The 26028-nt window shown below is 69.1% G+C and carries 25 protein-coding genes and 1 pseudogene; 9 read left to right on the top strand and 17 right to left on the bottom strand.

Features of this window, described 5'->3' with window-relative positions; all coding sequences use genetic code 11:
- Positions 1 to 2 precede the first annotated feature (2 nt).
- Positions 3 to 851, top strand: coding sequence for a helix-turn-helix domain-containing protein (locus tag ACZ501_RS27795; RefSeq protein WP_468799091.1), 849 nt, complete (start codon positions 3 to 5; stop codon positions 849 to 851).
- Positions 848 to 1081 carry a DUF397 domain-containing protein gene (locus ACZ501_RS27790; RefSeq protein ID WP_468799089.1) on the top strand — a complete coding sequence of 78 codons (234 nt, stop codon included), beginning with the start codon at positions 848 to 850 and terminating at the stop codon, positions 1079 to 1081. The genes ACZ501_RS27795 and ACZ501_RS27790 overlap by 4 nt, the downstream gene beginning before the upstream one ends.
- Before the next feature lie 2435 nt (positions 1082 to 3516).
- On the opposite strand, the gene ACZ501_RS27785 is transcribed toward ACZ501_RS27790, so the two are convergent.
- From ACZ501_RS27785 to ACZ501_RS27755, 7 genes are all read right to left on the bottom strand, one after another.
- Positions 3517 to 4587 (bottom strand): type I-G CRISPR-associated protein, Cas3-extension family, encoded by a 1071-nt coding sequence (locus tag ACZ501_RS27785; protein ID WP_468799087.1) that lies wholly within the window; start codon positions 4585 to 4587, stop codon positions 3517 to 3519.
- 2 nt (positions 4588 to 4589) lie between these two features.
- Positions 4590 to 7625 (bottom strand): type I-G CRISPR-associated helicase/endonuclease Cas3g, encoded by a 3036-nt coding sequence (cas3g, locus tag ACZ501_RS27780; RefSeq protein ID WP_468799085.1) that lies wholly within the window; start codon positions 7623 to 7625, stop codon positions 4590 to 4592.
- Positions 7622 to 9103 (bottom strand): type I-G CRISPR-associated protein Csb2, encoded by a 1482-nt coding sequence (gene csb2, locus ACZ501_RS27775; RefSeq protein WP_468799083.1) that lies wholly within the window; start codon positions 9101 to 9103, stop codon positions 7622 to 7624. The genes cas3g and csb2 overlap by 4 nt, the downstream gene beginning before the upstream one ends.
- A gap of 4 nt (positions 9104 to 9107) precedes the next feature.
- Entirely contained in the window at positions 9108 to 10298 is a 1191-nt protein-coding gene (gene cas7g / locus ACZ501_RS27770; RefSeq protein ID WP_468799081.1) for a type I-G CRISPR-associated RAMP protein Csb1/Cas7g, read from the bottom strand.
- Between the two features lie 683 nt (positions 10299 to 10981).
- Positions 10982 to 11371, bottom strand: coding sequence for a hypothetical protein (locus ACZ501_RS27765; RefSeq protein WP_468799079.1), 390 nt, complete (start codon positions 11369 to 11371; stop codon positions 10982 to 10984).
- An 18-nt stretch (positions 11372 to 11389) separates the two neighbouring features.
- Positions 11390 to 11605: a hypothetical protein gene (locus tag ACZ501_RS27760; RefSeq protein WP_468799077.1), complete on the bottom strand. Its 216-nt coding sequence runs from the start codon at positions 11603 to 11605 to the stop codon at positions 11390 to 11392.
- Positions 11602 to 12330: an AAA family ATPase gene (locus ACZ501_RS27755; RefSeq protein ID WP_468799075.1), complete on the bottom strand. Its 729-nt coding sequence runs from the start codon at positions 12328 to 12330 to the stop codon at positions 11602 to 11604. The genes ACZ501_RS27760 and ACZ501_RS27755 overlap by 4 nt, the downstream gene beginning before the upstream one ends.
- Positions 12331 to 12399: 69 nt before the next feature.
- Between ACZ501_RS27755 and ACZ501_RS27750 the strand changes: the two genes are divergently transcribed.
- The 3 genes from ACZ501_RS27750 to ACZ501_RS27740 all read left to right on the top strand — a co-directional run bounded on the left by ACZ501_RS27750 (position 12400) and on the right by ACZ501_RS27740 (position 15635).
- Positions 12400 to 13551 (top strand): HEAT repeat domain-containing protein, encoded by a 1152-nt coding sequence (locus ACZ501_RS27750; RefSeq protein WP_468799073.1) that lies wholly within the window; start codon positions 12400 to 12402, stop codon positions 13549 to 13551.
- A gap of 355 nt (positions 13552 to 13906) precedes the next feature.
- Entirely contained in the window at positions 13907 to 14131 is a 225-nt protein-coding gene (locus tag ACZ501_RS27745; RefSeq protein ID WP_468799071.1) for a hypothetical protein, read from the top strand.
- Between the two features lie 343 nt (positions 14132 to 14474).
- Positions 14475 to 15635: a serine/threonine-protein kinase gene (locus ACZ501_RS27740; protein WP_468799069.1), complete on the top strand. Its 1161-nt coding sequence runs from the start codon at positions 14475 to 14477 to the stop codon at positions 15633 to 15635.
- An 81-nt stretch (positions 15636 to 15716) separates the two neighbouring features.
- Here ACZ501_RS27740 and ACZ501_RS27735 read toward each other — a convergent pair whose 3' ends face one another.
- The 3 genes from ACZ501_RS27735 to ACZ501_RS27725 form a co-directional block, all read right to left on the bottom strand.
- Positions 15717 to 16235, bottom strand: coding sequence for a hypothetical protein (locus ACZ501_RS27735; RefSeq protein ID WP_468799067.1), 519 nt, complete (start codon positions 16233 to 16235; stop codon positions 15717 to 15719).
- The gene (locus tag ACZ501_RS27730) at positions 16204 to 16731 is read right to left on the bottom strand and encodes a hypothetical protein (protein WP_468799065.1); all 528 of its coding nucleotides are present in this window, start codon (positions 16729 to 16731) and stop codon (positions 16204 to 16206) included. The genes ACZ501_RS27735 and ACZ501_RS27730 overlap by 32 nt, the downstream gene beginning before the upstream one ends.
- A gap of 253 nt (positions 16732 to 16984) precedes the next feature.
- Positions 16985 to 17119 carry a hypothetical protein gene (locus tag ACZ501_RS27725; protein ID WP_468476814.1) on the bottom strand — a complete coding sequence of 45 codons (135 nt, stop codon included), beginning with the start codon at positions 17117 to 17119 and terminating at the stop codon, positions 16985 to 16987.
- A 279-nt stretch (positions 17120 to 17398) separates the two neighbouring features.
- Here ACZ501_RS27725 and ACZ501_RS27720 point away from each other — a divergent pair, with 279 nt between their 5' ends.
- Positions 17399 to 18244: a hypothetical protein gene (locus ACZ501_RS27720; protein WP_468799063.1), complete on the top strand. Its 846-nt coding sequence runs from the start codon at positions 17399 to 17401 to the stop codon at positions 18242 to 18244.
- Between the two features lie 224 nt (positions 18245 to 18468).
- On the opposite strand, the gene ACZ501_RS27715 is transcribed toward ACZ501_RS27720, so the two are convergent.
- The 3 genes from ACZ501_RS27715 to ACZ501_RS27705 all read right to left on the bottom strand — a co-directional run bounded on the left by ACZ501_RS27715 (position 18469) and on the right by ACZ501_RS27705 (position 20516).
- The gene (locus ACZ501_RS27715; RefSeq protein ID WP_468799061.1) at positions 18469 to 19179 is read right to left on the bottom strand and encodes a hypothetical protein; all 711 of its coding nucleotides are present in this window, start codon (positions 19177 to 19179) and stop codon (positions 18469 to 18471) included.
- A gap of 354 nt (positions 19180 to 19533) precedes the next feature.
- Positions 19534 to 19857 (bottom strand): DMT family transporter, encoded by a 324-nt coding sequence (locus ACZ501_RS27710; RefSeq protein WP_361606836.1) that lies wholly within the window; start codon positions 19855 to 19857, stop codon positions 19534 to 19536.
- Positions 19854 to 20516, bottom strand: a complete 663-nt coding sequence (locus tag ACZ501_RS27705) for an FMN-dependent NADH-azoreductase (RefSeq protein ID WP_361606834.1) — start codon at positions 20514 to 20516, stop codon at positions 19854 to 19856. The genes ACZ501_RS27710 and ACZ501_RS27705 overlap by 4 nt, the downstream gene beginning before the upstream one ends.
- A 106-nt stretch (positions 20517 to 20622) precedes the next feature.
- Between ACZ501_RS27705 and ACZ501_RS27700 the strand changes: the two genes are divergently transcribed.
- Both ACZ501_RS27700 and ACZ501_RS27695 read left to right on the top strand, forming a co-directional pair.
- Positions 20623 to 21243, top strand: coding sequence for a TetR/AcrR family transcriptional regulator (locus tag ACZ501_RS27700; protein ID WP_361606831.1), 621 nt, complete (start codon positions 20623 to 20625; stop codon positions 21241 to 21243).
- A 487-nt stretch (positions 21244 to 21730) separates the two neighbouring features.
- Positions 21731 to 22207, top strand: coding sequence for a hypothetical protein (locus tag ACZ501_RS27695; protein WP_468799059.1), 477 nt, complete (start codon positions 21731 to 21733; stop codon positions 22205 to 22207).
- 42 nt (positions 22208 to 22249) lie between these two features.
- Here the strand turns inward: ACZ501_RS27695 and ACZ501_RS27690 are convergent.
- The 4 genes and pseudogenes from ACZ501_RS27690 to ACZ501_RS27675 all read right to left on the bottom strand — a co-directional run.
- Positions 22250 to 23155: pseudogene (locus ACZ501_RS27690) on the bottom strand (transposase); the annotation flags it as partial.
- Between the two features lie 250 nt (positions 23156 to 23405).
- Entirely contained in the window at positions 23406 to 23579 is a 174-nt protein-coding gene (locus tag ACZ501_RS27685) for a CbrC family protein (RefSeq protein ID WP_468799057.1), read from the bottom strand.
- Positions 23497 to 23751 carry a CbrC family protein gene (locus ACZ501_RS27680; protein ID WP_468799228.1) on the bottom strand — a complete coding sequence of 85 codons (255 nt, stop codon included), beginning with the start codon at positions 23749 to 23751 and terminating at the stop codon, positions 23497 to 23499. Before ACZ501_RS27680 ends, ACZ501_RS27685 begins: the two co-directional genes overlap by 83 nt.
- A gap of 218 nt (positions 23752 to 23969) precedes the next feature.
- Positions 23970 to 25304 (bottom strand): alpha/beta hydrolase, encoded by a 1335-nt coding sequence (locus ACZ501_RS27675; protein WP_468799055.1) that lies wholly within the window; start codon positions 25302 to 25304, stop codon positions 23970 to 23972.
- Between the two features lie 69 nt (positions 25305 to 25373).
- Here ACZ501_RS27675 and ACZ501_RS27670 point away from each other — a divergent pair, with 69 nt between their 5' ends.
- Positions 25374 to 25991 (top strand): TetR/AcrR family transcriptional regulator, encoded by a 618-nt coding sequence (locus tag ACZ501_RS27670; RefSeq protein ID WP_468799226.1) that lies wholly within the window; start codon positions 25374 to 25376, stop codon positions 25989 to 25991.
- Positions 25992 to 26028 lie beyond the last annotated feature (37 nt).

The following is a 26028-nucleotide window of genomic DNA, read 5'->3' as shown; positions in this document are numbered from 1 at the left end:
CCGTGCGCAGACGCCGTCTCGGCAGCGCGCTGCGAACCTTCAGGAAGAACGCCGGCTTCAACACGTCCGACAGCGCCGCCCAGGCGATCGGATGGGACGGCAGCAAGATCAACCGGATCGAGAACGCCAAGGCACACCTGCCGATCAAGGACGTCAAGCCGCTCCTGGAGGCGTACGGGGTCACCGACGAGACGGTGGTCACCGCCATGGAGGAACTGGCCCGCGACGCCAACAAGGTCGGCTGGTGGAGCAACTACGGCGACCTGCCCGAGACCAACTACAAGGACTACATCGGCCTGGAGGAAGACGCCGAGTCGACCCGGATCTACCTGCCCGGCCTGATCCCCGGCCTGCTCCAGATCCCCCAGTACGCCCGCGAGATCATCACCGGCTCCGCCATCACCCGGACCACCGAAGAGGTCTCCGCCCTGGTCGAGATGCGCAAGAAGCGCCAGGCCATCCTCACCGACACCAGCCGCCCGGGCGGACCCCTCCACCTGTGGGCCGTCATCCACGAGGCGACCCTGCACTACCGCTCCGCGACACACCCTTCACTGATGCGCGAGCAGCTACGCCACCTGCTCGATATGGCCGAGCAGCCAAACATCACCATCCAGCTGATGCCGATACTCGCCAACCCCCACCCCGGCATGGTGGGCCCGTTCCACATCGTCCGGTTCCCTCACCCCTGGCCCACCGTGATCAGCGTGGAGACGATCCGCGGCGGGACCTTCGCCGAGGGGACCGACGACGTGAAGGTCTACGAGGCCGCCTTCGAGCGGATCGTGGCCGCAGCACTCCCCGTCGACGACTCGCGGGAGAAGATCAAAACCATCATGGAGAAGTCATGACCGACATGAACAGGCTGTCCGCCACCGACCTACCCGAAGCTCAGTGGCGCAAGTCGTCGTTCAGCGACGGCGGCGAACAGTGCGTCGAGGTCGCAGACACCCGGCCCACCCACGGCTTCATCGCCGTCCGCGACTCGAAGAGGCCGACGGGCCCGGCACTGGCCTTCACCGAGTCCGCATTCGCCGCCTTCCTGCCGCACGCGGCAAACGGGCGCACCCCGACGGTCTGACCAGCGACCAAGGCCCGGATTCCCCCAGCCCGCAGCGGGGGGAATCCGGGCCTTGCCTGTATGGCCATACCCCGTCGGCCGGCGCCAGCGCACCCTTCCGCCATGAGCCATTGACGATGTGCTGATCTTTCGGCTGAGCGAACCCGCGAAGGAAGACAGTCGCCAAAATCGCACATTCGCTCGAAGCGCACAAGCCATAGTGGTGCCCGCAGGGCATGGGCGAATAGCCGGCGTCCAGCGCACATGTGTACGAGCCGCGGTGGTGTGCGCGGCAAACGCGCAGAGGCTGGCGCGCATGATGGCGTAGGCGGTTGCACGGGTGCGGATGCCCTAGTGGTGCTGCGTCACGTGGTCGCAGAGATAGGCCTTTTCAGGTGCTGGTGGGTGCGTCCGCGAAGGGTGCCGTAGTGGTGCTGCGGGTTGTACCCGCAGAGATGGGGCGAGATTCACTGCGTGGTAGAAGTCCGGGAAGACGCCGTAGTAGTGCTGCGAGGCGGAACCCGCAGAGACAGAGCTGCCCTGGCCGGTCGGTTCACCGGTGAAAATGTGGCCGAGGTGGTGCTGTGGGCCGGGCGGGCCGACCCACAGGTGGGTTGAACGTGTCGGCGATCGGCTCGTCGCCGCAGTGGTGCTGCGGGGACAGGCCGCAGAGATGGACGACGGTGCCGACAGATTCGGAGTACCAGTGATCGCCGCAGTGGTGCTGCGGGCTGTACCCGCAGGCACGGCCTGAACCATGTCAACGATGGATGCTTTAGGTTCGGCACCCCAGTGGTGCTGCGGGATACGCCCGCAGAAACGGCCCTGGCCCTGATACGCGGGTTGATCGCCTATGCGCTGCCGCAGTGGTGCTGCTAGGGGCGCCCCGCAGATTGGGTGGGATGGGGGTGACACCCCGGCCGGCATCAACACTCGCCGAAGTGGTGCTGCGCAACGGATCCGCAGAGGTGGCGCCTCGCTGCCCGCCCGATGGACCAGTGCGAGATGCCGTGTGGTGTTGCGGAGTGGCGCGCAGAAATGGTCGGTGCGGCTCGGGTCGGCACCCACCGAAAGATAGTTCCGTGGTGGTGCTGCAGGGCAAACCCGCAGAAGATGACCCAACGTCCTGGAAAGCATGGTCGTCCGTCTGATCGAGCCGAAGTAGCGCTGCGGGGGGGTGCCCGCAGAGAGGGCCCGAGTGTGCGTCAGACCCAGGCATCCGAGGGAGCGGCCATAGTGGTGCTTCGGGATAGACCCGCAGAGATGGGCGTCTCAAGGACGGCCGGATGGTCGAGGTCGGCGTGCCGTAGTGGTGCTGCAGGGCAGACCCGTACAGACGGCAGCGCGACAAAGACACGTTTCTCGTGACCAGCGTAAGGCCGTAGTGCTGCTGCGGACCGTACCCGCAGGAAGGTGAGCTGAAGGTCTGTAGGATGCGCCCTTCGATCCGCTCGCCGCAGTGGTGCTGTGGGCTGTGCCGACAGAATCGTCGATGGCGGTCCTGCCGATCTCCACGATGACGATGCCGTAGTGGTGCTGCAGGACAAACCCGCAGAGACGGGAGCGTCGGCCTGACGACCGAGGACTGCCTCAAGTTGCCGCGGTGAAGCTGCGGGTACCAGTCCGCAGAGGCGGACGCCTCGCCAAGATGGACAGGCCAAAAGACCCCGCAGAGTCGGCGTGCCGGAGACGGCCCGTTCACCGCCTGCATGACGCCGTAGTGGTGCTGCGGACGGGCCCGCAGAATTGGCCCACTGGGAGCCTCGCGCAAACCGGTGCGGACGGCCAGTAGTGGTGCTGCGGGGTGGACCCGCAGAGGTGGCGCCCAGCAACGGCCAATCCCCCCGTTCGGCGATGCCGTGGTGGTGCTGCGGGCGGACCTGCAGGAACAGTCGGCGAGGTCGAAACGATGCCCCCTGCCGACATCATGCCGCAGTGATGCTGCGAGGTGAGCCTGCAGAAATCGCCATCCCCCCGCCCTGGGGGCGTGCCAGTAGGGGTGCTGCCGGACGGATCCGCAGAGACAGACGGCATTGGCTTCAAAACCGCCGGCCATGAAATGCCGCAGTGGGGCTGCAGGACGAAACCCGCAGTGATGGTCGGAGGAATCGCCCCCACGATCGGGCACGGCACGCCGAAGTGGTGCTGCGGGGACCGCCCACAGCGGCGGGACTATCTGTTCGTTGAGGAGGCGCACAAGTTCAAGCCGCAGTGGTGCTGCAGGGACGGACCTGCAGAGACTCGGGCCAGCATCGTGGCCGTGTGATCTGGGACGACGCACCGTAGTGGTGCTGCGGGCGGTACCCGCAGCGACGGATGGCCAAAGCTCCTCGGTGCTATGAGGCCGCACGCCACAGTGGTGCTGCGGTGCATAACCGCAGAGATGTTTTGGTCTGGTTGTGTTGGTTCCGAAAGGTGGCCCGAAGCTCAATTCCTCAGCATTGGACATTGTCTCCTTATCCGCCTCTTTGGCTGGGTGTATTCCGGTGTGTCGTGGCGGGTCGGGGACTCCGGATTCCCCGTACCGCTACGTCGATGCGGCGACCTGGTTCGAGGGGGCCGTCGCCGTACGGGAGGCGGGTGCGTGGTGCGGTGTAGAGGGCAGTGACGCCGAGGTTGTGGAGTCGGGTGGGTTTGGGGGTCTGGGTTCTGATGTCGGGGTGTTCGAGGAGGGTGGTGAGGGTGTTGGTGGTGTGGGGTTGGTGCCAGATGGGCCAGGTGAAGGCGTGGTTGGTGGTGTCCCAGCTGGTGGCTTGGGGCCGGTTCGTGTTTCCGGTCAGGCGGAAGGCGGTGAAGCCGTGGAGTGCGAGCCAGGTGGCGCCAGGAACGCCTTGTTGGGTGGCTTTGCCGTGGCTGACCATGTGGGCGTCCCCGGTGGAGAGGTGGTCGAGGTTGGCGCCGGCGTAGTCGTCGACGCGGTGCCATCGGGTGAGGGCTGCGTGGAGGTGGGTGGGGTCCTTTAGGCAGTGCTGGGCGGCCTTGGTCCAGTTGTTGGGCAGGGTCATCTGGCCGCTGCGGCCGAAGTACGGGGTGGTCCGGGTGTAGAGGGTTCCGCGGGCCACGCCCTTGTTCTTCGTGAGTGCGGCCTTGTCGTTCTTGCCCGGGGTGAGGCTGAGGGTGTTGATCAGTGAGGTGAACCAGTGGGCGCGGTTGTCGTCGCGGTCGCGTTCGGCCTGTGCGTGGTCGCGGAGTCGAGTAAGGGCGTCGTCGATGGGCATCTGGAGTGGGTCGTTGGGCGAGCCGGGTGCAGGGTGGCGGGGCTGGTCGAGGATGCCGGGGGCGATGGCGAGGGGGTCTTTGTGGGGCTGGGTGGGGAGTTGGGTGGCGAGGAGGTCGGCGAGGGTCTGGTGGGTGAGGGGGTGGTGGGTGTGGAGGACTGCGGAGGCGTCGGGTCCGCTCCAGGAGAGGCGGGGGGCTTGGTCGAGGAGGTGGGTGGTGAGGTGGAGGGTGCCGAGTGCGGCGAGGAAGCCGAGGGGTGAGCTTCCGTAGAGGGCGGGGAGTTCCAGCTGGTGCGGGGGCATCGGCATGGTCAGGTGCCTTCTTCGGAACAGGCCATGTCGGCGAGGCGGAGGACGGCTTCGAGGAGGGCCAGGCCCCAGGGGCCGTAGCCGCGGTTGAGCGCGTGGAAGCGGTCGGGGCCGCTCCAGTCGGTGCCCATGTTGGCGCTGTTGACGGTCATCTGCTGGTTGTCGGGCATGGTGCAGGTCACGGCTTGTGGTGAGGGGTCGGTGACGGGGGGCAGGAGCGGACGGGCGTGGCCGTGGTGGGCGGCGACAAGGTGGATGAGGAGTTCATCGTCGGTTCCGCGTGCATGGTCGGGCTGGGTATCGAGCCAGGCGGTGACGGCGAGGGCGCTGAGTGCTTCGTGACGCATCTCGGGAGCCCACTGGGCGAGTCTGGCGGCTCGTCGGCGTGCGGCGTGGTCGGCGGGGTCCATGCCGGATTTCGCTCGGGGTTCGTCGAGGGATTCGGCGAGAAGTCGGTCGCCAGCGCACAGCATGCACTGGAATCTGCTGTGGGCCTTTCCGCAGTCGTGGGCGTGGCCGGCGGTGCGGAGGGTGTCGATGAGGTCGGTGGGCAGGTCAAGGGCGGTGGCGAAGGCTGCGGTGCGGTTTGCGACGGCCAGGCTGTGCTGGCTGAGGGGGACGGGCCTGGTCAGGGAGCTGGCGTCGGCGCTCTCGTCGTCGACTCCCGCGCCTTGTTCTCGCTGTCCTACGGGCAGGTGCGGGGGGATGAGGAGGAGGCGGGCGGGTTCGTCGGGGTCCAGGACGACGCGTCCTCGGCGTTCGGTACGGCCGGTGGGTTCCGCGGTCCACTGCCCAACCGTCCGAAGGTGGCTCAGGCGGTCACGGGCCAGGTCGGCGTACGCGCCGTCCCCCGTGTGCCGGTTCAGGTGCCCCAGGAGCGTGTCGAGGAGGTTGTGCACGATGACGGCCTCCTCCTGTTCTCCCGCATGCAGGAGCCCGACAGCTCGGGTGATGGTCTTGGTGAGGGCCTCGGTGAGGTGCTCGTCGCCGCCGGCGAGGAGGGTGAGCAGGGGCGCGTGGATGCGGGTGGGGGCGGTGGCGGCGGGCGGGAAGTCACCGAGGTCACAGGTGGGCAGGTCGCGGGTGCCGGCCCAGCCGTAGGCATCGTGGCCGCCGTAGCGGCTGGGCAGGACCACGGTGCTGCCCGGCCGGATGCCCTTCGCTTCGGTCACCGGCACCCACTCCCCTTGGACCTCGTCGAAGGACAGCACCGGCGACATGCGCGGCTGCTCCTGCTTCTTCGGTCCGGGGGCGGGTTCATGGGTCAGGGGGGTGGATTCGAGGTCGCTGGTGTCGTCCGGTCCCGGGGTGCGGGTGAGGAAGCGGCGGAGCTGCGTTGCGGGGATGGCGACGGTTTCGGCCGGGTGAGGGGGGATCTGCCGCATGCGGACCATCCACCGGTCGAAGTCCGGCCGGCCGTCGACCTCTTGAAGGTCGGCTCGCCACAGGACCTGAACGTCTTCGGGGGTGGTGTCCAGGCCGTGCAGGAACGGGGCTGGGTTCTGGTCGGGAACAGGGGTGGGGCTGGTTCGGGTCCAGGAGTCGAGGAGCGTGCGATGCACCACCGGTATTCGTGGCGGCGCCACGTTCACGAGGGTGGTGTCGACGTCAGCGAGCAGGCCGGTCAGGGTCAGCGGGTTGACCAGCAGGCCGTCCGGCAGTGCCTGGGCGAGGGCGGTCCTATCGAGGTCGGTCGCGGGCAAGACGGGAGTCTGGTCGGTGAGCCAGTTCCAGACGTGTTCGGCGGCCTCTCCGTAGACGGGGATGGAGGACTGGTCGCTCTGGGTGCTGGCGCGGATCACGAGGGCGGGGGCGAGGTGGAGGTCGCCGGTGCGGTCGAGGCGGCCCAGGCGTTGGATGAGCGCGGCGAGGGCCGCGTTCTCCGTGATGAGGCCGGCGAAGGAGATGTCTATGCCGACCTCGACGGTCTGGGTGGCGACCACGACGAGCGGCCTGACGCGCTCCGCGTTTACGCCGGTGAGAAGTTCGGTGACGAGCGTGCTGGCGAGCAGTCGTTCGCGGTCCAGGGTGCGGGAGCGGCCGGTCAGCAGCACCACGTCCACGTCGTCGCGATGGGACAGCAGGCGGTAGGTGGCGCGGGCGGCTCGGATCGTGTTGGCGACCACGCCGATCACCGGGCGTTCCACGATCGGCAGCAGTGTGTCGACGGCAGATTCTGCGGCGTGTGCGAAGGCTTCAGCGGTGTCCTTGGCGTCGGCAGAGGCGTCCAGCAGTGTCAGGCGCCGCCGGGCGGTCAGGCGCCTGCCGGCCACGGGGTGGGTTCGGTCGGCGCCGGTAATGGAGTGGCGTGGCCGGTCGGGGCCGGTCGAGGCGGTTGCGGAGAGGCTGACGACCTTGACGGCCCGGTCGGCGAATTCGGGTTGGGTGGCGGTGGCCTGGTAGGCAGCGCAGTCGGTGGCCGTGACGAGCAGCGGCAGGGCGATGTGGGCCTCGTCCACGGCGAGGAGCGCGTCTATTCCGCACAGGGCGGCGTCGATGGGCCGCATGCGGGGGCTGGTGTGGTAGCCGCGGAAAAGCAGGCGGCTGCCGTATTGGTCGACGGTGGAGGTGATGACGGCCGGCTGGGCCGGAGAGCGCAGCCAGCGCGAGGCCCAGTCGACGCCGCCGCGCATCCGCACACTCTCCAGCGCCGAACCGGAACCCGCGATCTCGCGCAGCGCGCGGGCGACACGACCGGTCACGGTATCGGGACGGATCGTGTCGAGGGCGTGTTGAAGGGTGCGGGCACTGTCGTGGGCCTGGTCGACGACCAGGCGCCGGTCGACGACGAAGAACAGCCGCAGTGGCACCGTCCGGCGGGTGCCGGAAGTGTGCTGCCAGGCGAGGAGGAAGGCCCAGATGTCGATGATGCTGGTTTTGCCGAGGCCGGTGGGGATGTCCAGGTCCGGCCAAGTGCCACGGTCGGCGACCTCGTGGAGGTAGGCGGTCTGCCAGGGGAAGGGACGGTGGCCTCGGACTTCCTGGACGAAGTCGGGGAACTCCTCCAGCCGAAGTGTGTGTGCCGGGGTGAGGCTCATGCGGGCTTCTCCTCCGGATGGGTGGGCAGGCACAGGCCCAAGCCGTAGTTCTTCTTGCTGCCGAGCAGCACCGGGCCGGTCACGGGTTGGGCGAATCGCAGGCGGACGTGCCGGGCGGGCAGCGGGCGCTCGTCGGCCTTGCGGCGCAGGGCGCGCGCCGGAAGCGTCGGGGCGCCGGCCGCGTACGCGCCCGAGTGCAGGACTTCCACGGCAACGGGCTCGGGAAGACCAGCGAGGCGACAGCTGGCAGCCACCGAGGCCTCGATCTCACGGCCGTGGCGCTTGGGGAAGAAATCCAGCACCATCGGCAGCGCCGTGGTCCACTCGCGGGCGGGTCGTGTCCAGCGCTGCGGCCGTACGGTGCGAATGGCGTCGGTCGGTGTGGCGCCCGCGCTGATGTAGGTCAGGGGGATCGGCCTGGATACGGCCGGGACGTTCAGTTCGGCCAGGCCGCCACCGGCGCGCAGCAGGATGGCCAGCAGGGCGCGGCGGTGAGCCGGTTCCAGGTCGGAGGGCAGGGCAACGCCCACGCCGCGCAGCCGGCCGTCCGCGTGGCGGTGTCCGACGAACGGGTAGGCCACGAACGCGCACAGCCGTCGCTCGTCGCCCGGTGCCTTGTGGCCGTGGACCGCGACCATGGCGTCCACGTCGTGACCGGCCTCGTCCAGCAGGGTGCTGACCGTGCTTCGCAGTGCGCCGGTGACCTTCAAGGTGTGGGCCGGGTCCAGCGAGAAGCCGGACGGGAAGGCGAAGGACAGGAGATCCGAGTACGGTCCCTCCACCACGGTGGGTTCCTCATCCTCGGCCACCGTGCCGCGCAGAATGTAGGGGTGCGGGCGGGCCTGCTGGTAGGCGCTCTGGCCCTCTTCGTGAGCCCACCGCAGCTGTGCCAGCAGCCCCGGGTACGGGATGCGCAGGGACTGTGCGTCCGCTCGGTGTGCGTCGCTGTCGTCGGCCGGCTCCCAGACCTGCCACGGACCCTCGTCGGGGGTGTTCTCGTCAGCGGGCTGGATCGCGGCGTGCACGAAGGCGTGGCCGGTGGCCCGGCCGATGTAGGGAACAGACCTCGCCAGCATCTCCAGGACCGTGTGGACGCCTGCCGGTGGTTCGGTGGGCCACTCGAACTCCACAGTCGGCTCGGCCAGGGTGCGCTCGGGCCAGACCTTCGGCTTTCCGCCAGCCGTCCGGCCTGGCAGCACCCCGTGGCTGGGCTTGGTCTTCTCGATCCCGTTGGTCGGCACCCACGCGCCGCGCGGCGACGCCGCCTCGGCCGTGTGCTCGGGCACCCGCACGGTCGGGGCGGGCTGCTGTTCCAGCCACTGGAGGGCGGCGTCCTGAACCGGGTCCTTCGGATCGGCCACCGACACCAGGCCGCAGAACACCCGGTAGGGGTGGGGCGGCCATTCGGCCGCGCCACGGTCCAGCGTCGAGGCCTGGTAGACGGGGTCCAGCAGATGAACGGTTATACGGAATGGCATGCCGTCACTCGCCCTCTGCCTCGCCGACGCCGTCGGACAGGAACGACTTGTCGATGGCCTGCTGCAGGCTCGCGTTCGGTTTCAGCGCCACCGGCTCGGCGGACCACTCCAGGCCCGCCGCGCGCGCCCGCTCGGACGCGATCTCGAACAGGGCTAGCGCCTCCTGCACGGTGTTCACCGCCAGCGGCTCCTCCTGGGGGCGCCCGTCCCGGCCACGCTGGACCCACTGCACCCGCTCGGAAACGAGCACCAGGTCACAGCCTGAGCGCAGGCGCAGGGCCGGGGAAGCGAAAGCCAGCCGGTCGCCCAGCAGAGCGATTGCTGCCACCAGGGCGCGCGCCGCCGTCGTGAACTGCTCACCGGCTTCCCCGAACCGCAGCGAGGCCAGCTGGGCCATCGCAAGACTCGCCTCGCGCTGGACAGAGCGCACCGAGACGCCACCCAGTCCCTCCGAGGGCGGGATCATGCCGTGCCCGAGCTCGGACATCCGTGCCGTCTTGGCGCCCTTGGGCGCCTTGGTCCCCTCGACGGGCGTCCAGCCCGCTTCGGACACCTGTACCGTGTCGCCGGCCAGGTTCAGCGGGTCAACGCGGCCGGCCCCGCGAACCCCGATCAGCGGGGCAATGCCGATCATCGCCGACTTGTACGCGCGCGGAATCTTCACCTGGATCCGCCGCTTGCGGTGCGAGTCCCACACCCCGTACGCGAGGTCGCTCGGTACCAGGCGCAGGTAGGCGCTCCAGTCCTCGGAGCTTGCCTGGCGCAGGGCACGGCCCGCCTCGGTCTTGTCGAAGGCGGCACCAGTGGCATCTTCGGCGTCGCGGAAGTAGGCGTCCCTGGACCGGTGGGGCGCTTGCAGGTTCGTCGTTCGCACGGGGACGCCCGCCGACTCGGTGATCAGCAGCAGATGGGGAAGGTACGCGGATCCGTCGCGGATGGCGTCCATGAGTGCCTGCTCGCAGCGGTTGGCCTGCGACTGCGGCTGGTCTAGCCAGACCACCTCGGCCTTCTCGCCGTCCACGTAGCGGGGTTCGACGAGGTAGCCGGCGCCATCGGTTTCCTTGATTTTCACGGTGGGCGGGAACAGCGTGTCCCCGGCGCCGCCGATCGGCTCGTACTCCGCGCTGACGCGGATTGCCCCGTCGGTCGAACGCAGACTCGCCGCGGCAAGCAGCCGCTCGTAAATGTCCCGCACTTCAAGTCCCTTTGTCGTCACCCAGTACCCGCGCACACCGCGTCCTCTGCTGGCAGAAGCAGCAGGTCAGGGCGGTGAGATGGCGACATGGAAGCAGCACTGCCGGGTTGGCGCAAACACTCACCATTGGCTGGTTAGCGTCTCTGTCAGAGCGTGCATATACGGTGCGCCCCGCGCCCTTGTGGGCGGCTGTCAGTCAGGCCTGCGGGCACCAGGATCGAACGGAGCAGCGAAGTCCTGATTGAAGCAGTTCGCCCCGTGTGCAACATGGGGGGCTGAGGACTACTGGCAGCGCCCTGCACCCCGTTGGGCTTCACCGTGCGGCGAGTTGGCCCGTGCCCTTCGAACGTCCTCGGCCCCGGTTCGGCAGGTGCTCATGGGCTCCTCCTGATGAACTTGGCCTCCGGCCCAGGCTCGGCGTGCCCGACCGATTCAAACGGCTCGGTCAATTCTGCTGTGACATGAACCACCCCACTCGGGCGCCGACGCCCCACGCAGGGGTTGTGCTTGCGCACGCTCTCGCATCCGGCGGCCGCTTCGACGTGTGCGGAGCAGAACGCGCAGCGGAGTATCGAGGCCGGATTCCCCCCACCCGCAGCGGGGGGAATTCGGGCCTTGCCTGTATGGCGATGCCCAGTCAACGTGGCGTCAGCGCCGGATGACCGGCTTCGGCAGCAGCGTGCTCAGCAGCTGGGCCGTCTCCGCCTCCATGTCCACTCCCCCACCCAGACCTTCGTTGATGCGGGCCAGCCTCGCGGCGGCTTCACGGAGGGCATGACGTCCTCGCCGCCGGACCAGGTGCCAGGGGCGTGGCGGATGTAGACGATGAGCAGCGGGGAGCCGTCGCGGGCGGTGATGTCGTACTCGTGGACCGTGTGCTTCTTGAGGGCCGAGCGGACGGCCGGGGCCACGGACCGGGCGGGCATCCGGGAGGGGAACGGCAGGAACTGGGCTCCGTTGACGGTGGTGTACTGCAGGGCCTGGCGCGGCCAGAGGCGGGCGGCGTTCATCGCGCCGTGGTCGCGCAGGGCCTGGGTGTGGGCGGCGTAGTACGACTTCGCGGTCACGGACATGGACGGGTCTCCTTCGGGTCAGAAGCCGAGGTCGAGGTGGACCGTGATGGGGATGCGGTGGTCACCGTAGTCGCGGCGGGGGTTGTGGACGGTGCGGCGGTGCGCGGCGAGGCCGGCGGCGCCGCCCTGGATGGGCAGCTGGCACTCGTCGCAGCTGTACAGCCACTCGTCGCCGGCCGGGAGGTCGGCCGGGGTGAGCGGGTGCGGGTGCGGGCCGTCGGCGGCGCGGCTCATCCCCAGACCGCTTCCGCGTACTGCGCTTCCAGGCCGGCGCGGCCCTCGGGGTCGTCGGCCTGGTCGTCGTTCTCGTGCGGGCCGTGGACGGTGCAGCGCACGTCCGGGTCGTTCATCAGCTCGCCGGTCAGGGCGCGCAGGAGGTCGGTCACGTTGTAGACCGGCACCCACGCCTGGCCTTCACATTCCTCGTCGGCGGGGCAGCCCACCAGGACGTCAAAGCCGATGTCGCCCGCCCCGTCGACGTCGGTCCGCTGGGCGAGGACGATGCGGTCCGCTCCGGGGCGGATCTCCGCGACGCGGTCGCCGCCGGCGAGCTGCGAGCCGTCGCGCCAGCGCCACAGCGGCAGGAGCTCGGGGCCGAAGTAGCGGCGCACCAGGAGCCGGTCGCCCAGGCCCTCGCTGCCGTCCCAGCCGAGGTCCGCGCGCCGGGCGTCGCTGAGCGGCTTGAGCATCGCCTCCAGGCGGTAGAGGTTGTCCGCGACGACGACGTGGTCGAAGCCCTCGCCGGGCAGGCCGGGCCAGGCGGCGACCATGGCGGCGTGCTGCGCAAGGACGACGCGCTCGGGCACGCGCCGGTTTACGGACCGGGCTTCCTGGCGTGCGACGCACACGGAGGCCGGGGTGGGGACAACGAGAGCGACCGTGGGCACGCCGTGGCGGCGGGCGGTGGCGATCAGGTTGGCGCGCACCCTTTGCTCGCAGTTCGTGGCGTTCCCTGTCAAGTTGCTGTGTGCAGGGATACACGGGAAAATCCGTTGGCTGTCGGTGTTCCCTGCTGGAACGATCCTGGAATGACCGACCACCGTGACGCCGTCCTCCGCCTGTGGGGGCGCCAGCTCTACGAGCGACAGGACGAGCCACTCGCCTGGGCGGAGGCAGTACTGGAGGCCACCGGCCGACCGCCGACCGCCGTCACCGCGGCGATATCCGGCCGACTCGGCGCCCTCTCTGGTTCCCCATCGGACCGGGCAGATCTACTGTTTCGTACGGTCGCCAAGCTGGCCGCGAACCTGCGGGGCGCCGGCCACTACGACGCGGACGTCGGCACCCGAATCGGCCCACTGGCCCTGCAACTGGGCGAGCTCGAACCAGCGCTCGCCGGCCCGCTCGGGGACGCCCTGGGCCACCTGCCGGACGGGCCGGCATCCCTCGTCACCGTCCACGCGGCCGAATTGAGCGGGAACCACACGATCCAGCTGCGGGCGATCGACGCCCTGCTGGAGTGGGCCGAGCTCGCCCATCCGCAGGCCCTGGCAGCCCTCTCCGAGATCGCCTCCGACCACCGGACGCAGGACGTCACCGTCTGGACCAAGGCACTCAACCGGATCGCCCTGTTCGGCCACGCGAGCCTCGAACCGGGCCTACTGCGCGCGCTCGCCGACACCGGGCACCGCGGGGTGCGGTGGTCGGCGCTCGCCTGTGCCGAACTCGGCTTCCGCCGGGCCGTTCCGCTGATCACCGCCCTGCTGGAGCATCCAGATCCGATGGTCCGCGAGGGTGCCTGCGAGGCGCTCGGCCTCTTTGGGGAACGCGCCGCCGTGCCCGCCCTGACAGCCCTGCTGAACGACGGGACCAGTTGGGTCCGCAGCAGGGCCGCCATGGCGCTCGGCCAGATCGGCGGCGACCGGGCACGTGCTGCGCTCTGGCAGGCCATGATGGAACGCCGGAACCCGAAGGCCAGTCATCTCGCCTCGGCGATCGCCGCTTTTGGCCCGTCGGTGGTGGACGACCTGATCACCCTCACCGCCGATCCCGACCCGGACCTGCGGGCACTGGCCTGCCGCGCTCTCGGCTCAACCGCCGACGACCGGGCCCTGCCGGCACTGGAACACCTCGCCGCCCACGACCTCGCCAAAACCACCCTCGGCGGCCTCGTGGCAACCGCCGCCAAACAGGGGCTGCGGACCGCGCACCGCATTCGCGCACGCACCGCATCGACCTGAGCTCGACGCTCGTCTCGACTGACGTTCATCCTGAACCCAAGGCCACGTGGCACGAGGAGACCAAGACGTGTTCTCAGATCACTGCGAAACCCGTTCCTGGTTTCCACATGCGCAGCCAGGCAGCTTGGGTTTCAGGTCGGCGGGCGCAGGTGGAGGATGTTGCTGATGTCCTTCAGGGCAGGTCCCGGTTGGTCGTGGTCGTGTGTGAGCACGGCTGCGGCAAGGGTGAGCCGCGTGATCCGCTGGCGGAGGTCCTGGATCTCGACGTTCTGGTCGGCGATGGTCTTCTTCAGCCGAGTGACGGTTTCCCGGAGTCGCTTAGAACAGCGCGGTCGGCGCGGACGCGGTGCGCACGGTGCGGGTCCTGCCCGTCGGCGTGGTGCCCGCGCCCCGTGCCGCCCCGCAGGCCCCGGCCCCGGCGACGGCCGCATCGACGGACGCCGTCGCCGTGCCGGTGAAGACTCGCGAGATGGCGTCGCCGGGCTTTCACCGGGCCCTCGCCGCGCACCAGGCCGTCGCGCCCGTCAGCCGCGTCGACCCGGCGATCGCGCAGCGGTGGAGCGGCAGGCGCGGGCGATGAGGGAACTCAGCAGCCGGGCCTTTCCCGACACGGAAGAGCGCGCCGACGACCGGCCGGCTCCGATCGACGCCGCGGTCCTTCGGCGCCGCCGCGAGTTTGCCGCCACGGAAGCGGCCGCCGTACTGCGGGCCCGCGCAGAGCGTGCCCGGCAGTCGGGAGCAGCGGTGATCCTGCCGCAGCCCGCTTCACCGCACCCGGCTGCCGCAGGCGCGTCAAGCGGCGCTCCCGGGTGCGCGTGACGGATGATCACATTCCTCTGCCCTGGCGGGTTCCTCCGGCGTAGCGTGGCGTACACGCCTGGTACGGGCCGTGCCGTGCGTGGCGGTAGACCGAAGGGGGAGTCGTGCGGGCAGGGACCGTGCTGGACGGGCGCTACCGGCTGATCGAGCCGATCGGTGTGGGCGGGTTCGGGCAGGTCTGGAAGGCTCACGACCCGAAGGTCGACCGGCAGGTCGCGGTCAAGGTGCTCACGGGTGACAGCGGCCCCGAAGACCGCCGCCAGGTGGCCCGGTTCGCCCGCGAGGCCGCGGTCGCTGGCAGCCTCTCGCACCCGAACATCGTCACCGTCCACGACTTCGGCTCCGCGATGAACGACGGACGGTTACTTGCCTATCTGGTGATGGAGCTGCTCCCGGGGAAGTCGCTCAGCTCCAGCCTCGAGACCGGCAGACTGCCCCTGCCCCAGCTCCTGTACATCGCGGGCTGTGTCGCCGAGGCCCTGGACGCCGCCCATGATGCGGGGCTGACCCACCGCGACATCAAGCCGTCCAACATCATGGTCCTGCCTGACGGAAGCACGAAGGTGGTGGACTTCGGCATCTCCAAGGGCAGCGACGCTCAGCACGACATCACCACAACCGGTGTCCTGATCGGCACCCCGGCCTACATGGCCCCCGAGTGTTTCGGCAGCACCTTCGACTACCGCTCTGACCTGTACTCCCTCGGGTGCGTGCTCTACGAGATGCTCACCGGGCGCCGGCCTTTCGGTGGCACGTCCTGGCACCTCATCAACCAGCACCTGAACGAACAGCCGCACCCGCTGAGAAGCCTGCGCCCCGATGCCCCGCCGGAACTGGAGACGCTCGTCGCCCAGCTCCTTGCCAAGAGCCCGGCCGACCGCCCTGCGAGCGCCGGAGAGGTCGCAGACCTGCTCGCCGACATCTACGGGGAGCACTTCGGCTACAACCCGCCCACTCAGGGCCAGAACGTTGCCAGCGAGGTCACACTCAGCCGGGCCGAAGCCACTCACGGGGCCGTCATCCCGATGCGCATGACGACCCGCAAACCTTGCCCGGCCTGCGCCTCCAGAGCCGGCGGCGAGGGCTCTGCCGGGTGTGGCCCCTGTGAAGGGACCGGGCAGGCCAAGGAGAGCAGGCTCCAGCAGATCCGGATCCCCGCCGGCGTGCAAGCAGGCCAGCAGCTGCGCTTGCGCGGCATGGGCAGGCCCGGGAGGAACGGCGGGGCGCCAGGGGACCTCTACGTCACCGTGCACATCGACGGCTAGCGGCTGGCCTCGGCCCGGGACGGTCAAACCCTCAGCTGATCCCGTTCAGGGGCGGGCGCACTCCGGGGAGCGCCAGGCGGGTCATAGAGCGGCCAGCTGGCTCCGGGCGGTGTCGATCAGCTTGGCCCTCGCCGCCTTGAAGGGCTCCCAGTCCTGCGTTTGGCGTGCCTTGGTGAGGCCCTCCAGGATTGCCTGGGCGTGAGCACGTACCTCGGGGGTGTTCGTCAACTCGATCAGTGTTAGGGCGCGGCGGGATGCCAAGTACGCTTCGTCCTGGGCCCGAGTATGCGCCGATTCGTCGCGGTCGGCCCGGCCGACCTCGGCCTCCCAGGCCAGCGCCATCTCCCTGTCAGCGGCTGTGAGGAACTCGGCGATCGTGTCGCGCTGCGTGGCGTAGCGCGTGGCCGTACGGGCGGCCTCGGCGGTGAGCTGGGCGGTCTTGAGTCCGGCAGAGCGTCCGATCAGGCCGCCCCGAGTGCTGCGAACGCGGCTATCACCGCGGTGATGATGGTTTCCACTGGGCGGCTCCTGGCTGTCGGCCTGGGCGGGGCGGCGTCGAGGCTGGCGGTCAGGAGGTAGCGGCGGGCTCCGCTTCGTCACCTGCGTCCCGCAGGGCGTCTTCCAGGTCGGTGAGGGTGGTCTCGGCAGGGGTTCCGGCGGCCTGCAGGGCGAGAATGCTGGTGCCGCAGTATGAGGTGAGCGCGAGCAGGAGGTCGAGGAAGCGAGCCTGGTCCTGCGCGAGGGTACGCCCCATGATCTCCACGCCCTGGTCGTGGAGCATGCCCCGGATCGTCTCGACCATGAGCGTGTTCACCTCGTCGTCACTGGCCTGGGTCAGGCCGTCGAGGAACTCGTCGAGCGTCCTTTCTCCCCGGGAGGCAACCTCCGCGCTAAGGCCTAGCGCTGCGAGGGCGAGACCGCCCGCGAGGTTGGCCAGGCGGTCGGCTCCGTTGTCGTCGGCGTCCGCGTGGGCCGCGGCCGCGATCAGGCGCCCGGTCGGCAGGTCCAGCTTCGAGACGACGTCTTCGCGGTGGCTCGCCGGATCGAGCGAGGCGCGAAGGAGTTCCATGACGGGCACGTGCGTGAGTTCACTCATCACGCCATCCTGCCCACCGGGCCACACGGCCGGGCTGGAAACGACAAGAACGCGGACTCGACGCCTGCGGCACGCCACTGTCGACGCCCGACCACCTGGGTTCCTGAGTGGGGTCGGCCCGCTCAACCGAGCCCGCCAGGCCCGCGAGGAGGCGGAGGCGCTCGCGGCCCGGGCGCAGCCACGCTGGCGATGGTCCACCGATACCCCCACCTGCCCGATGGGGGTATCGGAGGCCGGAGGCATGGAGCGGTGATCACTTGTCCCGCGGGGCTGCACCGCATTTGCGTACTACCCAGACGGTGAGCGCGGTGCCGGCCGCCGTGATCAGGCTGGCGGGGAGTTCGGTGAGCAGGCCTTGGACGACGAGGGTGAGTGCTGAGTCGATCATGGTGTCTCCTGGTGCGATTCCGATTGGCCTCCTCCACGGTCAGCCTGTCCGCAGGCGTCCTGACGTGGTCTGACGTCGGCAGACAACTCAAGGCGGGAATTTACGAGTTCGGACGCGGTACGTTGCCCGTCGGACGTAGTCGGACGCTTCTGGACACTCTGCGAGGGATCACGTATGGCCCAGCTCACGGCTCCCACGTTTCCGCCTGGGCCTCGCAAGAGGCTGAGCGATGAGCTGCACCTGGCTCACCGACGGGCGGGATGGCCCTCGGTGCGGGAAATGGCCCGTGCGCTGGGCACCGGAGTGGTCAGCTCAAGCCGGATCCACGACGCCTTCATCAAGCCTCGGCTGCCGACGTGGGGGCTTGTGCAGATGTTGGTGATCGAACTTGCCGGCCGGACTCCGGGAGCCGATGCGGCAGCTGCGGTGAAGCGGTTCCACATGCTGTGGGACGAGGCCGCAGAAGCAGTCTCTTTGCCGCAGGTCATGGACGACCCGGGGCCGGCCCAGAAGGTGCCCCAAGCCGCGGCAGCCACTTCTGTTCCCCCAGCGGGGAGGCTTACACCGCGAAGCCTGCTACTTGCCGACCTTGAGCGGTTCAGCAGCCGAGATGACGTTGAGCAGGCATACATGCGCCGGATGCTCTACGACCTTCTTGACCGCGTTGCGGATGCTGCTGGCGTTGACGCAGCGGCGCGGCGGCAAGCGGACCGGGGTGACGGAGTCATCGAGCTGATCGATGCCGCTGTCCCCATGGCCGACCTCCTGCGCGCTGTGCTCGTAGTCCTTCCTGCCCACCTGCATGCGGTCAACCGGCTTGCCGCGGCCTCGGTCCGACTTCGCCCGCGCCTGGTCCTGGCCACAGGCAGCGTGAGCGTGGACGAACAGGACTGCTGGGTGGGTGCTGCGCTCAATGATGCCTGCCGGCTGCTCGACGCAGAGGCGATGAGGGCGGCGCTGAGCGGAGGCCGGGATGACTACGTGCTGTGCGTATCGGACCCCGTCTACTGGGCGACCGTGCGCCAGAATCACCACGGCATCCCGGCGGAGGCATTCCATGAGATCGCCGTCCCGGTGAAAAACGGCGCGGTGCAGGCGTGGCTGCACCAACCCCTGCCGAACTAGCCGTCCCTATTGCCGGCCCGCTCCCGGTGGTGGGTACGGCCTGCGCCGCAAGTTGAAGGCCGCCGGGCGGTCGCCGCGCACCGGGCCGTCGTGCCTGCAAGGCGCGGGGAATGCGGAGCAGGCCCTGCGGACGTCGTCTTCGCTCGTGGTCGCCGAGGGCGGCCGGCGTGCTGATGGTGGCCTGCTGCCTCGGTGTCCGCCGTTCGGGGATCTGTGCGGGCTGTTCAGGCGGTGGCGGCGAGGAAGTCGCGGACGGCGGGGATGGTGCGGCGTGCGGAGAGCTGGGTGCGGAGGTCTTTGAGGGTGCTGGTGCCGCGGGCGGAGATGACGCCGCCCATGTGCTCGACGGCACGGTGGGCGGTCTCCAGGGCTGCGTCGATGTCGTTGAGGGCGAGTTCGGCTTCGGCTTCGCGGGCGAGGTAGATGGCGGCCCCTCGAGGGAAGGCGGTGCCGTCGTATGCGTCGTTGGCCGTGGCGGTGGTCGCGGTACGGAAGTGGGTCAGGGCGCGGGCGGGGTCGGCCAGATTGAGGGCGCTGGAGCCGGCGAGCTGGTGGAGTTCGCCGCGGTTGACCCAGTAGGTGCAGGCGGGCTCGGCAGATCCGGCCTCGATGCGGTCGTAGGCGTCGAAGGCGGCGCCAGCCGCGCGCTGGCCGGCCTGGCGGTCTCCGGCCTTGGCGTGGGCGCGGGCGGAGCGGGCGTGGAGCATGGCGGTCATGCGGGGTGAACCGATGGAGGGGGCGGCTTCGAGTGCGGCGGTGATCAGGTGCTGGGCGCCTTGGGGGTCGCCGGTGCTGTAGCGCTGGATGGCCCAGAAGGCGAGGGTGTTCGCGCCGACGATGCGGTCGCCGGCGCTCGCGGCGGCGCGCAGGGCGGTGACGTAGTGGCGTTCGGCTTCGGCGTGAACAGCTCTTCCCTCGACAACTCCATCCGGCAACGCCCCCACACGGTGGCCCACCACGACCGTCCCACCACCCGCCACCCGGTGGGGCCAGATCAGACCGGAACAACCCCCGATCGCTCCCGAACGCCCCCAGGAGTGGGGCCACACGCCGGAAGACGGAGCCAAACCAGAGCGTTAATGCCACACAGGTTTATCCGAGTAGTAGATCTTGATCACACGGGAGTGCCGCGCGGGTACCCGGAGCCTCGCCCGCAGCGAGCGGATGAACCACGGAATGCGACCGCCCGGCCCCGTGGTGGTGGGGCCGGGCGGAGTGGCTGAGGTGCTCAGGGCGTCGGGGTTATGAGCCGCGGTGGATTTGACGTCTTATGCGTCTGGCGTTCGGCATCAGCTTTCGGAACTGGCGATACGGGCCAGGACGATGCCGCCGACGATCAGGGCCAGGGCGGTGACACGCAGGAGCGTGACGGGGTCGCGGTTGACGATGACCCCGAGAGTGATGGCGCCGACGGCTCCGATGCCGGTGAAGACGGCGTACGCGGTGCCCACGGGGATGGTCCGCATGGCGAGGGTGAGCAGGTAGACCGCGCCGGCGGCCAGGAGGAAGCAGATGACGGTGGGCAGCGGACGGGTGAAGTTCTGGGTCGGCTTGATGCTCTGGGACCAGGCGATCTCCACCGCTCCGGCGAGGGCGAGGAAGATCCAGTTCACGGGGTGGTCACCCTGGTGGCGAGATCGCGGCCGAGGTTGCGGGCTTCCTCCAACGCCTCGGCGAGGGACGTTTCGTGACGAGGGCGCTGGCCGGTCAGGAGCGGGTCGATGACAGAGTTCGTTAGTTCGGCGTGCAGGAAGCGGACGTCGGTGATGGCGAAATGACCGGCGGCGAAGTCCTGCAGGTACCGGGCTTGATGATCGAATGCGGCCTTGGGGGCGCCGGGGAGGTAGGAGCCGCCGCGGGCGCCGGCCACAACGATGGTCCGTCCGGCCAGTGACATGCGGGGGAAGGTGACCTGGTCGATCCATGCCTTCAAGGAGGCCGGGACGCCGTAGTTGTACATCGGGGTTCCGATGATGACGACGTGGGCTGCGATGAGCTCGTCGAGGAGCGGCTGGACGATCTGCCAGGCGGCGACCTGGTCCGGAGTGCGTGCGCCCTCGGCCAGCCGGTCAAGGGCGGTGATCCCATCGGTGAGGAGGTTGTCGCATATCCCGGTCCACGCCTCGGTGATCTGGGGCACTGGGTCGGTGGCGAGATCGCGGTAGGTGACCGTTCCGCCGGCCGCGCGCCACGCATCGGCGAACGTACTGCTGACCTCACGGGAGAAGGAGCGTCGTCGGGCACTGGCGTCGAGGTGGAGCAGGTGCGGCATGGTGAGTCCTTCGATCGGATCACTTAAGCGGACGCTGCGTCCGCTTGCTCGCCGAGACCATAACAAGAAGCGGACCATGCGTCCACTTATGCAGTAGGGTGACGGCATGGATGAGCCGAGCAATCTCCTGGACCTGGAAGCAGGACCCTCTGCTGCCAAGCAGGAGCGGGCGGATGCCGCGCGAAACCGCATGCGTGTGCTCGACGCAGCCGCACAGTTGTTCGCCACGCACGGTCCGGGCGGCGTCAGCATGCAAGAAATCGCGAAGGCCGCCGGCGTCGGTAAGGGCACCCTCTACCGTCGCTACCCGGACATCGCCTCCATCGCGGTCGCACTCCTGGACGACCACGAGCGAGCCCTGCAGGAGAAGATGCTGCGGGGCGCTCCCCCCTTGGGCCCCGGGGCCCCGCCCGCAGAGCGGCTGGCGGCGTTCTACGAAGCCATGGTCGAACTGCTCGACCGGCACACCCACCTGGTTCTCGGCATGGAGACAGGGCGCTCGCGGTTCGCGACAGGCGCCTACGGGTTCTGGCGCGCGCACGTCGCAACACTGCTGGCCGAGGCTGCGATTGCGGACCGAGAGGCAATGGTGGACCTCCTCCTCGCTCCGCTCGCACCCGAGGTCTTCCAATTCCAGCGGGACCACCTCGGACTCGACGTCCAGCAGATCACCTGCGCGCTCACCGCCTTGGGGCGCGGCGTCATCGCCTCCGCCCAAACGGGCTGAACCGAACGCCTGGCCACGGGTGCCTCCTCGGCGTGGGTCTGCTGCCGGTACGCCACGCCGCTCCAGCACGCCGGACGACACCTGCGGCGCGCAGCCGCGCTCTCTCTCCCCCCCCTGGCGACCGTGGTCACAGCCCGCGGCGTCGAACCGGCGTGACCGCAGACGGGGGTGCCCCACGTGTTCGGAACCGTAATGGCCGCGGTGACGACCCTCGCCCGGGCCGGCGACTGAGGCCGCATCAAGCCTGCCGCAGCTCACCCCCACTGCCGCTTCTTCGACCGCCCCCGCAACGAAGCCGGGCTGTACGACAACCGGATCCACGGCACCCTGGCAGCCCCGCGGAGCGCGGCGCTCCTCGACGTGCAGGTCGGGCAGTGGCCCACCAACGTGCGCCGACCCGGCGCCCCGTCGGCCGGGACGCTTAAGAAGGCCGTCCGTGGCCGCGACGGATGGGGGCTGTCAGAGGTGAGCACTAGCGTATGCAGCTATGGCTGACATATTCGAGCTCATACTCACGCTGGATATGCGCGACGAGTTGTCCGAGGACGAGCTCGCCGAGCTCCAATGGCACCTCGGGCTCGGACCCCAACCGGAGATCCTCCGCATCGTGACCGAGTTTCCGTTCGTGTACGCGGATGATGACGGCGAACTCGTCGTCGAGGACCACCCTGAGCCCCTTCTCGGAGAGCACGGTGAGGCATTCACCGTGGGCGGCGCGCTCGTCTCGGTTCTCCTTCACCGAGAACGCACCCCGTTTGGAGCGTGGGCTCTGACCAGTCGGCAGGAGATTCACCCCGACCAGTTCGACCTCATGGGTATCCTGCTCGGCTGGCTTGCGACCAAGGCCGGCGACTGCCACCGAGACTCTGACGGCAGTGTGGACCTGGGGTGGATCCGTTTCTGTGAATCACGCCAGGCGGAGCCGCTGGTTGCGCGTGACGGCGTCGTCGTCTGGCCGTCGTAGTCAGCGTCCCGACCTCGCCGAGAGTCTCCAGCGGGCTGGCGAAGCCGTCCTTGAGAGGTTCCGAGGTGTCCTTCTGTGCGTACGCAGTCGGCAGGCCATCGCTTGCGCGGTGCCATAGCGGTCGGTGACCTGGACGGTCGCCGCGTCCGGCTCGCCCCAAGTCTCGGGCCTGGCGAAACGGAACTCCTTGCCGTGCTTCGGATACCGCCCGCCCCGGGGATAGGCCTCGGCGTACTCCTTGAGCGAGGGCGTCGGCCGGCGCATGACGCGGTCCGAGCGCATCCGCCCCAGGACCTCGACGGGCAGCCCGTCAAGCATGTAGGCCATGCGCGGGGCGTTTTAGCCGGCGTCGAAGACGACCAGGATGTCCGGATCGCCTTCGCACCAATGTCCACCAGCGATCAGGCCCTCGACGACACGGCGGACCTGGACGGCGGTGACCTCGGCGACGTCGTCCTCCGGGCCGAGCCGCACCGCGTCCAGCAGCTGGCACCAGGACGTGCGGCCGCTCTCCAGCGCGGCGACTAACGAGTACGGCCAGCCCGGGATCATCAGATGCTGGTCCCGGCCCCGGCCGAAGGTATGGCAGAACAACCGCTCCGGGCTGCACTCGGCATCCGGCCGCAGCCAGTTGCTCACGTCCACCGCCAGGACGAGCCGGTCGTCGGCGGCCCGCGGCTGCGGCAGTGCGGCGAGTGTCCGCCGCAGCCGGCCCGCGTCGATGCGGCCCTGGTTCAGGGCCGCATACAAAGCGCCGTGCCCGCGACGGTGCTCGGCCAGCAGGGTCAGATCCAGCGGCGTCCTCACCGGGCCGTCCGCACGCAGCAGCGCGTCCGTCAACTCGAACAGTTCGTCACCGTGCGCAAGCAGGCACCGGTAGAAGTCGTCCCGGAAGTATGACGCGATAGCGAACGCATCTCGCCGGCCATCGTCATGCAGCAGACTCATTCCCCCACGGCCTTCGTGCTGGTCAGGTGCCTCTTTGGTTGGAGCACAGGATCAGGCGAAGGCCGTGTTCACGTCCCCGGAATCCACCTACGAGTGAACGTTCGTGTCCTCGTTCAGCTCAGATGTAGACCTATGCGACGTCGGAGTAGGCGAGGTGGGTCGCGCAGCCACGGCACCGGAACAGATATGCCGGCTGGTCATCTTTGTCCAGCGAGCCGAGGTAGTGCTCGACCTGATCCGACGGCCAGCCCTAGCCGCTCATCTCATGTCGCGGTGTCTCCAGCGCGTCAGAATGAGCGGCGAGTTCTGCACTCCCGAAACAGCCCAGAAAAGCGGTGCCCTCACCGCAGTGGAAGAACCACTGGGGCTGCTGCGAGGCTGAGAAACCGGGGGGTATGCCTGTCGACTGCCGAGAAGACTTCAAGGGGTACGTCGTCGCCCAGGCAAGTTCCTGCCGTGAAGTGCGCGTCAAACAGTTCGGCGGCGCTGCCGCTTGCGAGGCACCACGGGCACAGGCGGTCCTTGAGGTCTTCGACGGCGTAGACCGGGCCCGTGTAGATGGACCCGCGTCCCCGCCCACAGCAGACGCAGGTCACATCTGAAGGAACAACCACACCCGTGGCAACGGGGTCGGGGTGGTACGGGAACTCAGGAAGCTGCTCAGTTACAACCGCGACCGTAACAGCCGTCACGAACGGTCATTCCTCCCGACCATAAAGAACAAGCTAAGAGCTCGTCCTTGGCTGAACGTCGCGCAGGGCACCAGGCGGCTTCGTGATTCCGCCCGTCTTGGCCGCTGCCGGCTGCGACGTCTTCATTTGTGTTCACGCAGGAAGGTAGGGATCTCCTCGCGCGTCGGGTAGTCCGGCAGGGGGGCCGGCTTGTCCTCCAGGAACGCAGTAATGACGGCGACGGCCCGGTCGTTGTTGCCGTCGAGGCCGTTCCACATGTGGTGTCCGACTCCAGGCATGTACTGCGTGCGCTGGATGGCGGGGTCATTGGCAAGCACGGCGGTCGCCCATTGACGGACCTGCGAGGAGCACTCAGCGATCATCAGCATCGCGGGCGTCCGGGAGCGCCTCAGTTGCGGTGCGGTGGAGGGCGAGTCCTTGACCGTCTGCTGGATGCGGAGGCTGGCAGCGGGGCTGAACGAGAAGTTCTGTGGGATGTCCTCGGTGGGGATGCGGTGCGCGTCGCGCGCGCAGTAGGAGGATGCGATGTCGTTGCCGAGGTCGGCGGCGGTGAAGGCGTTGTCGCCTTCGGCCTGTCCGATCAGTCTGGTGTCGGGGGTGAGGAGTCCGAGTCGCATGAGGCCGAATGCCACGGCGTACCGGGGGACGTGCGTCGATCGCGGTCCGGTCGGGGCCGGCGCGAGGCCCCGTGCGGATGCTCGGCCCTTGTGCCCGGTGATGTGTGCGGTGGGGCCGTCCATGGGTCCCGGCTCGGCGATGATCGCCCGGTGCAGGCGTGTGGCGACGCCAGTGTCGGTTAGGGCTCGGGTGAGCACGACTCCGCCTCCGGAGAATCCGAGGACGTCGACCTTGCCCTTGTTCAGGCGGTCGACGAAGGCGGCGAGGTCACGGACCGACCTGGAGATCGTGTACTGGTCCAGGGAGAGCAGGTCGCTCCGTCCGCCACCGGCCTGTTCGTAGGCGTAGACGTCGTAGCCCTGGCGTGCCAGAAGTCGCAGAAACCGGTGGTCTTGTACCGAGATGCCTCGGACGGGGCCTCCGTGGAGGTACACGAACGGGACGGGATGCCGGGGGCCGGGGTCCGCGGGCGGGTAGTGATACACCGCGACCCGGCTGCCCGTGGCCAGGGTCCAGTGCTGCGTGGCCACGAAGGGTAGGGCGGGCGGGTACTGCCGGGCCGTCGGCACGGTCGGGATGCAGACCGTCGCCGTCAACGCCGCCGCGACGATCACCGGCAGGAGCGGCACGAGTCGCGCTGGCCAGGTGCGGTGTCGGCCCCGCCACAGTGCGAGGACAGTCCCGGTCCCCAGGGTCGTCAACCACGCGGCGAGCCCCGAACCTGCCCCGTCCGTGAGGGCGATCAGTGCGAGGAAGACGACGACCAGCACGGCGATGGCGGTCAGGGCCAGCAGTAGGCGTCCGGCGAAGCGGACGAGACGTAAGGCGGGCGTGGGCAAGGCGTGACCTCCGACAGTTTCAGAACGCTGTTTCAAAACGACGTTATCAGAGAAGGTAGGGTGCTGACCGTGGGTAGGCCCAGAACAAACGACGAGGCCGTCAAAGAGCGGCTTGTGGAATGCGCGACCGAGATGCTCGCCACCCTCCCGCGGGAGTCGGTCTCGGTACGCGCCGTGGCCGCTGCCGCCGAGGCCTCGACCACGGCGGTGTATTCCCTGTTCGGTGGTAAGGACGGGCTGATCGGTGCGGTGCGCGACAGAGCCGTCGCCGGCCTGTTCCATGACGTGTCGGGGGTGCGGGCCTCGGCGGACCCTCTCGCCGACCTCTACGCGCTGGCCGTCGCCTACCGTCGTTGGGGGCGCGGACACAGCCACCTGTACACGGTGCTGTTCGGTGGTGTGCAGTCCTTCGACCCGTCGGGCAATGAAGGTGCCAGTGACCCGATCCGTCCGCTCCTCGCGGCGATCGAGCGCGCCTTGAGGGCATCCGTCCTCGCCGGCGACGCAACAGCGATCGCCCTGTCGATCTGGGCAACCCTCCACGGACTCGTGACTCTCGAACTGGCCGGGGCCCTCGACGCCACCACGGCCGAGACGGCATTCCACTCGTCGATTCACGCCACGCTGCGCGGATGGACGACCGCGGAGGTGTTCCGCAGTCTTCGCCGAGCCGAACTTGCTCGGTGACAGGATCAGGGCCGGTATCCGGGCTCTCCCGAACGCC

The sequence above is a fragment of the Streptomyces sp. NPDC034085 genome (assembly GCF_055575555.1).
Note: the sequence above shows the minus strand (reverse complement) of the source record. Positions and strands in the feature narration are given on the sequence as shown.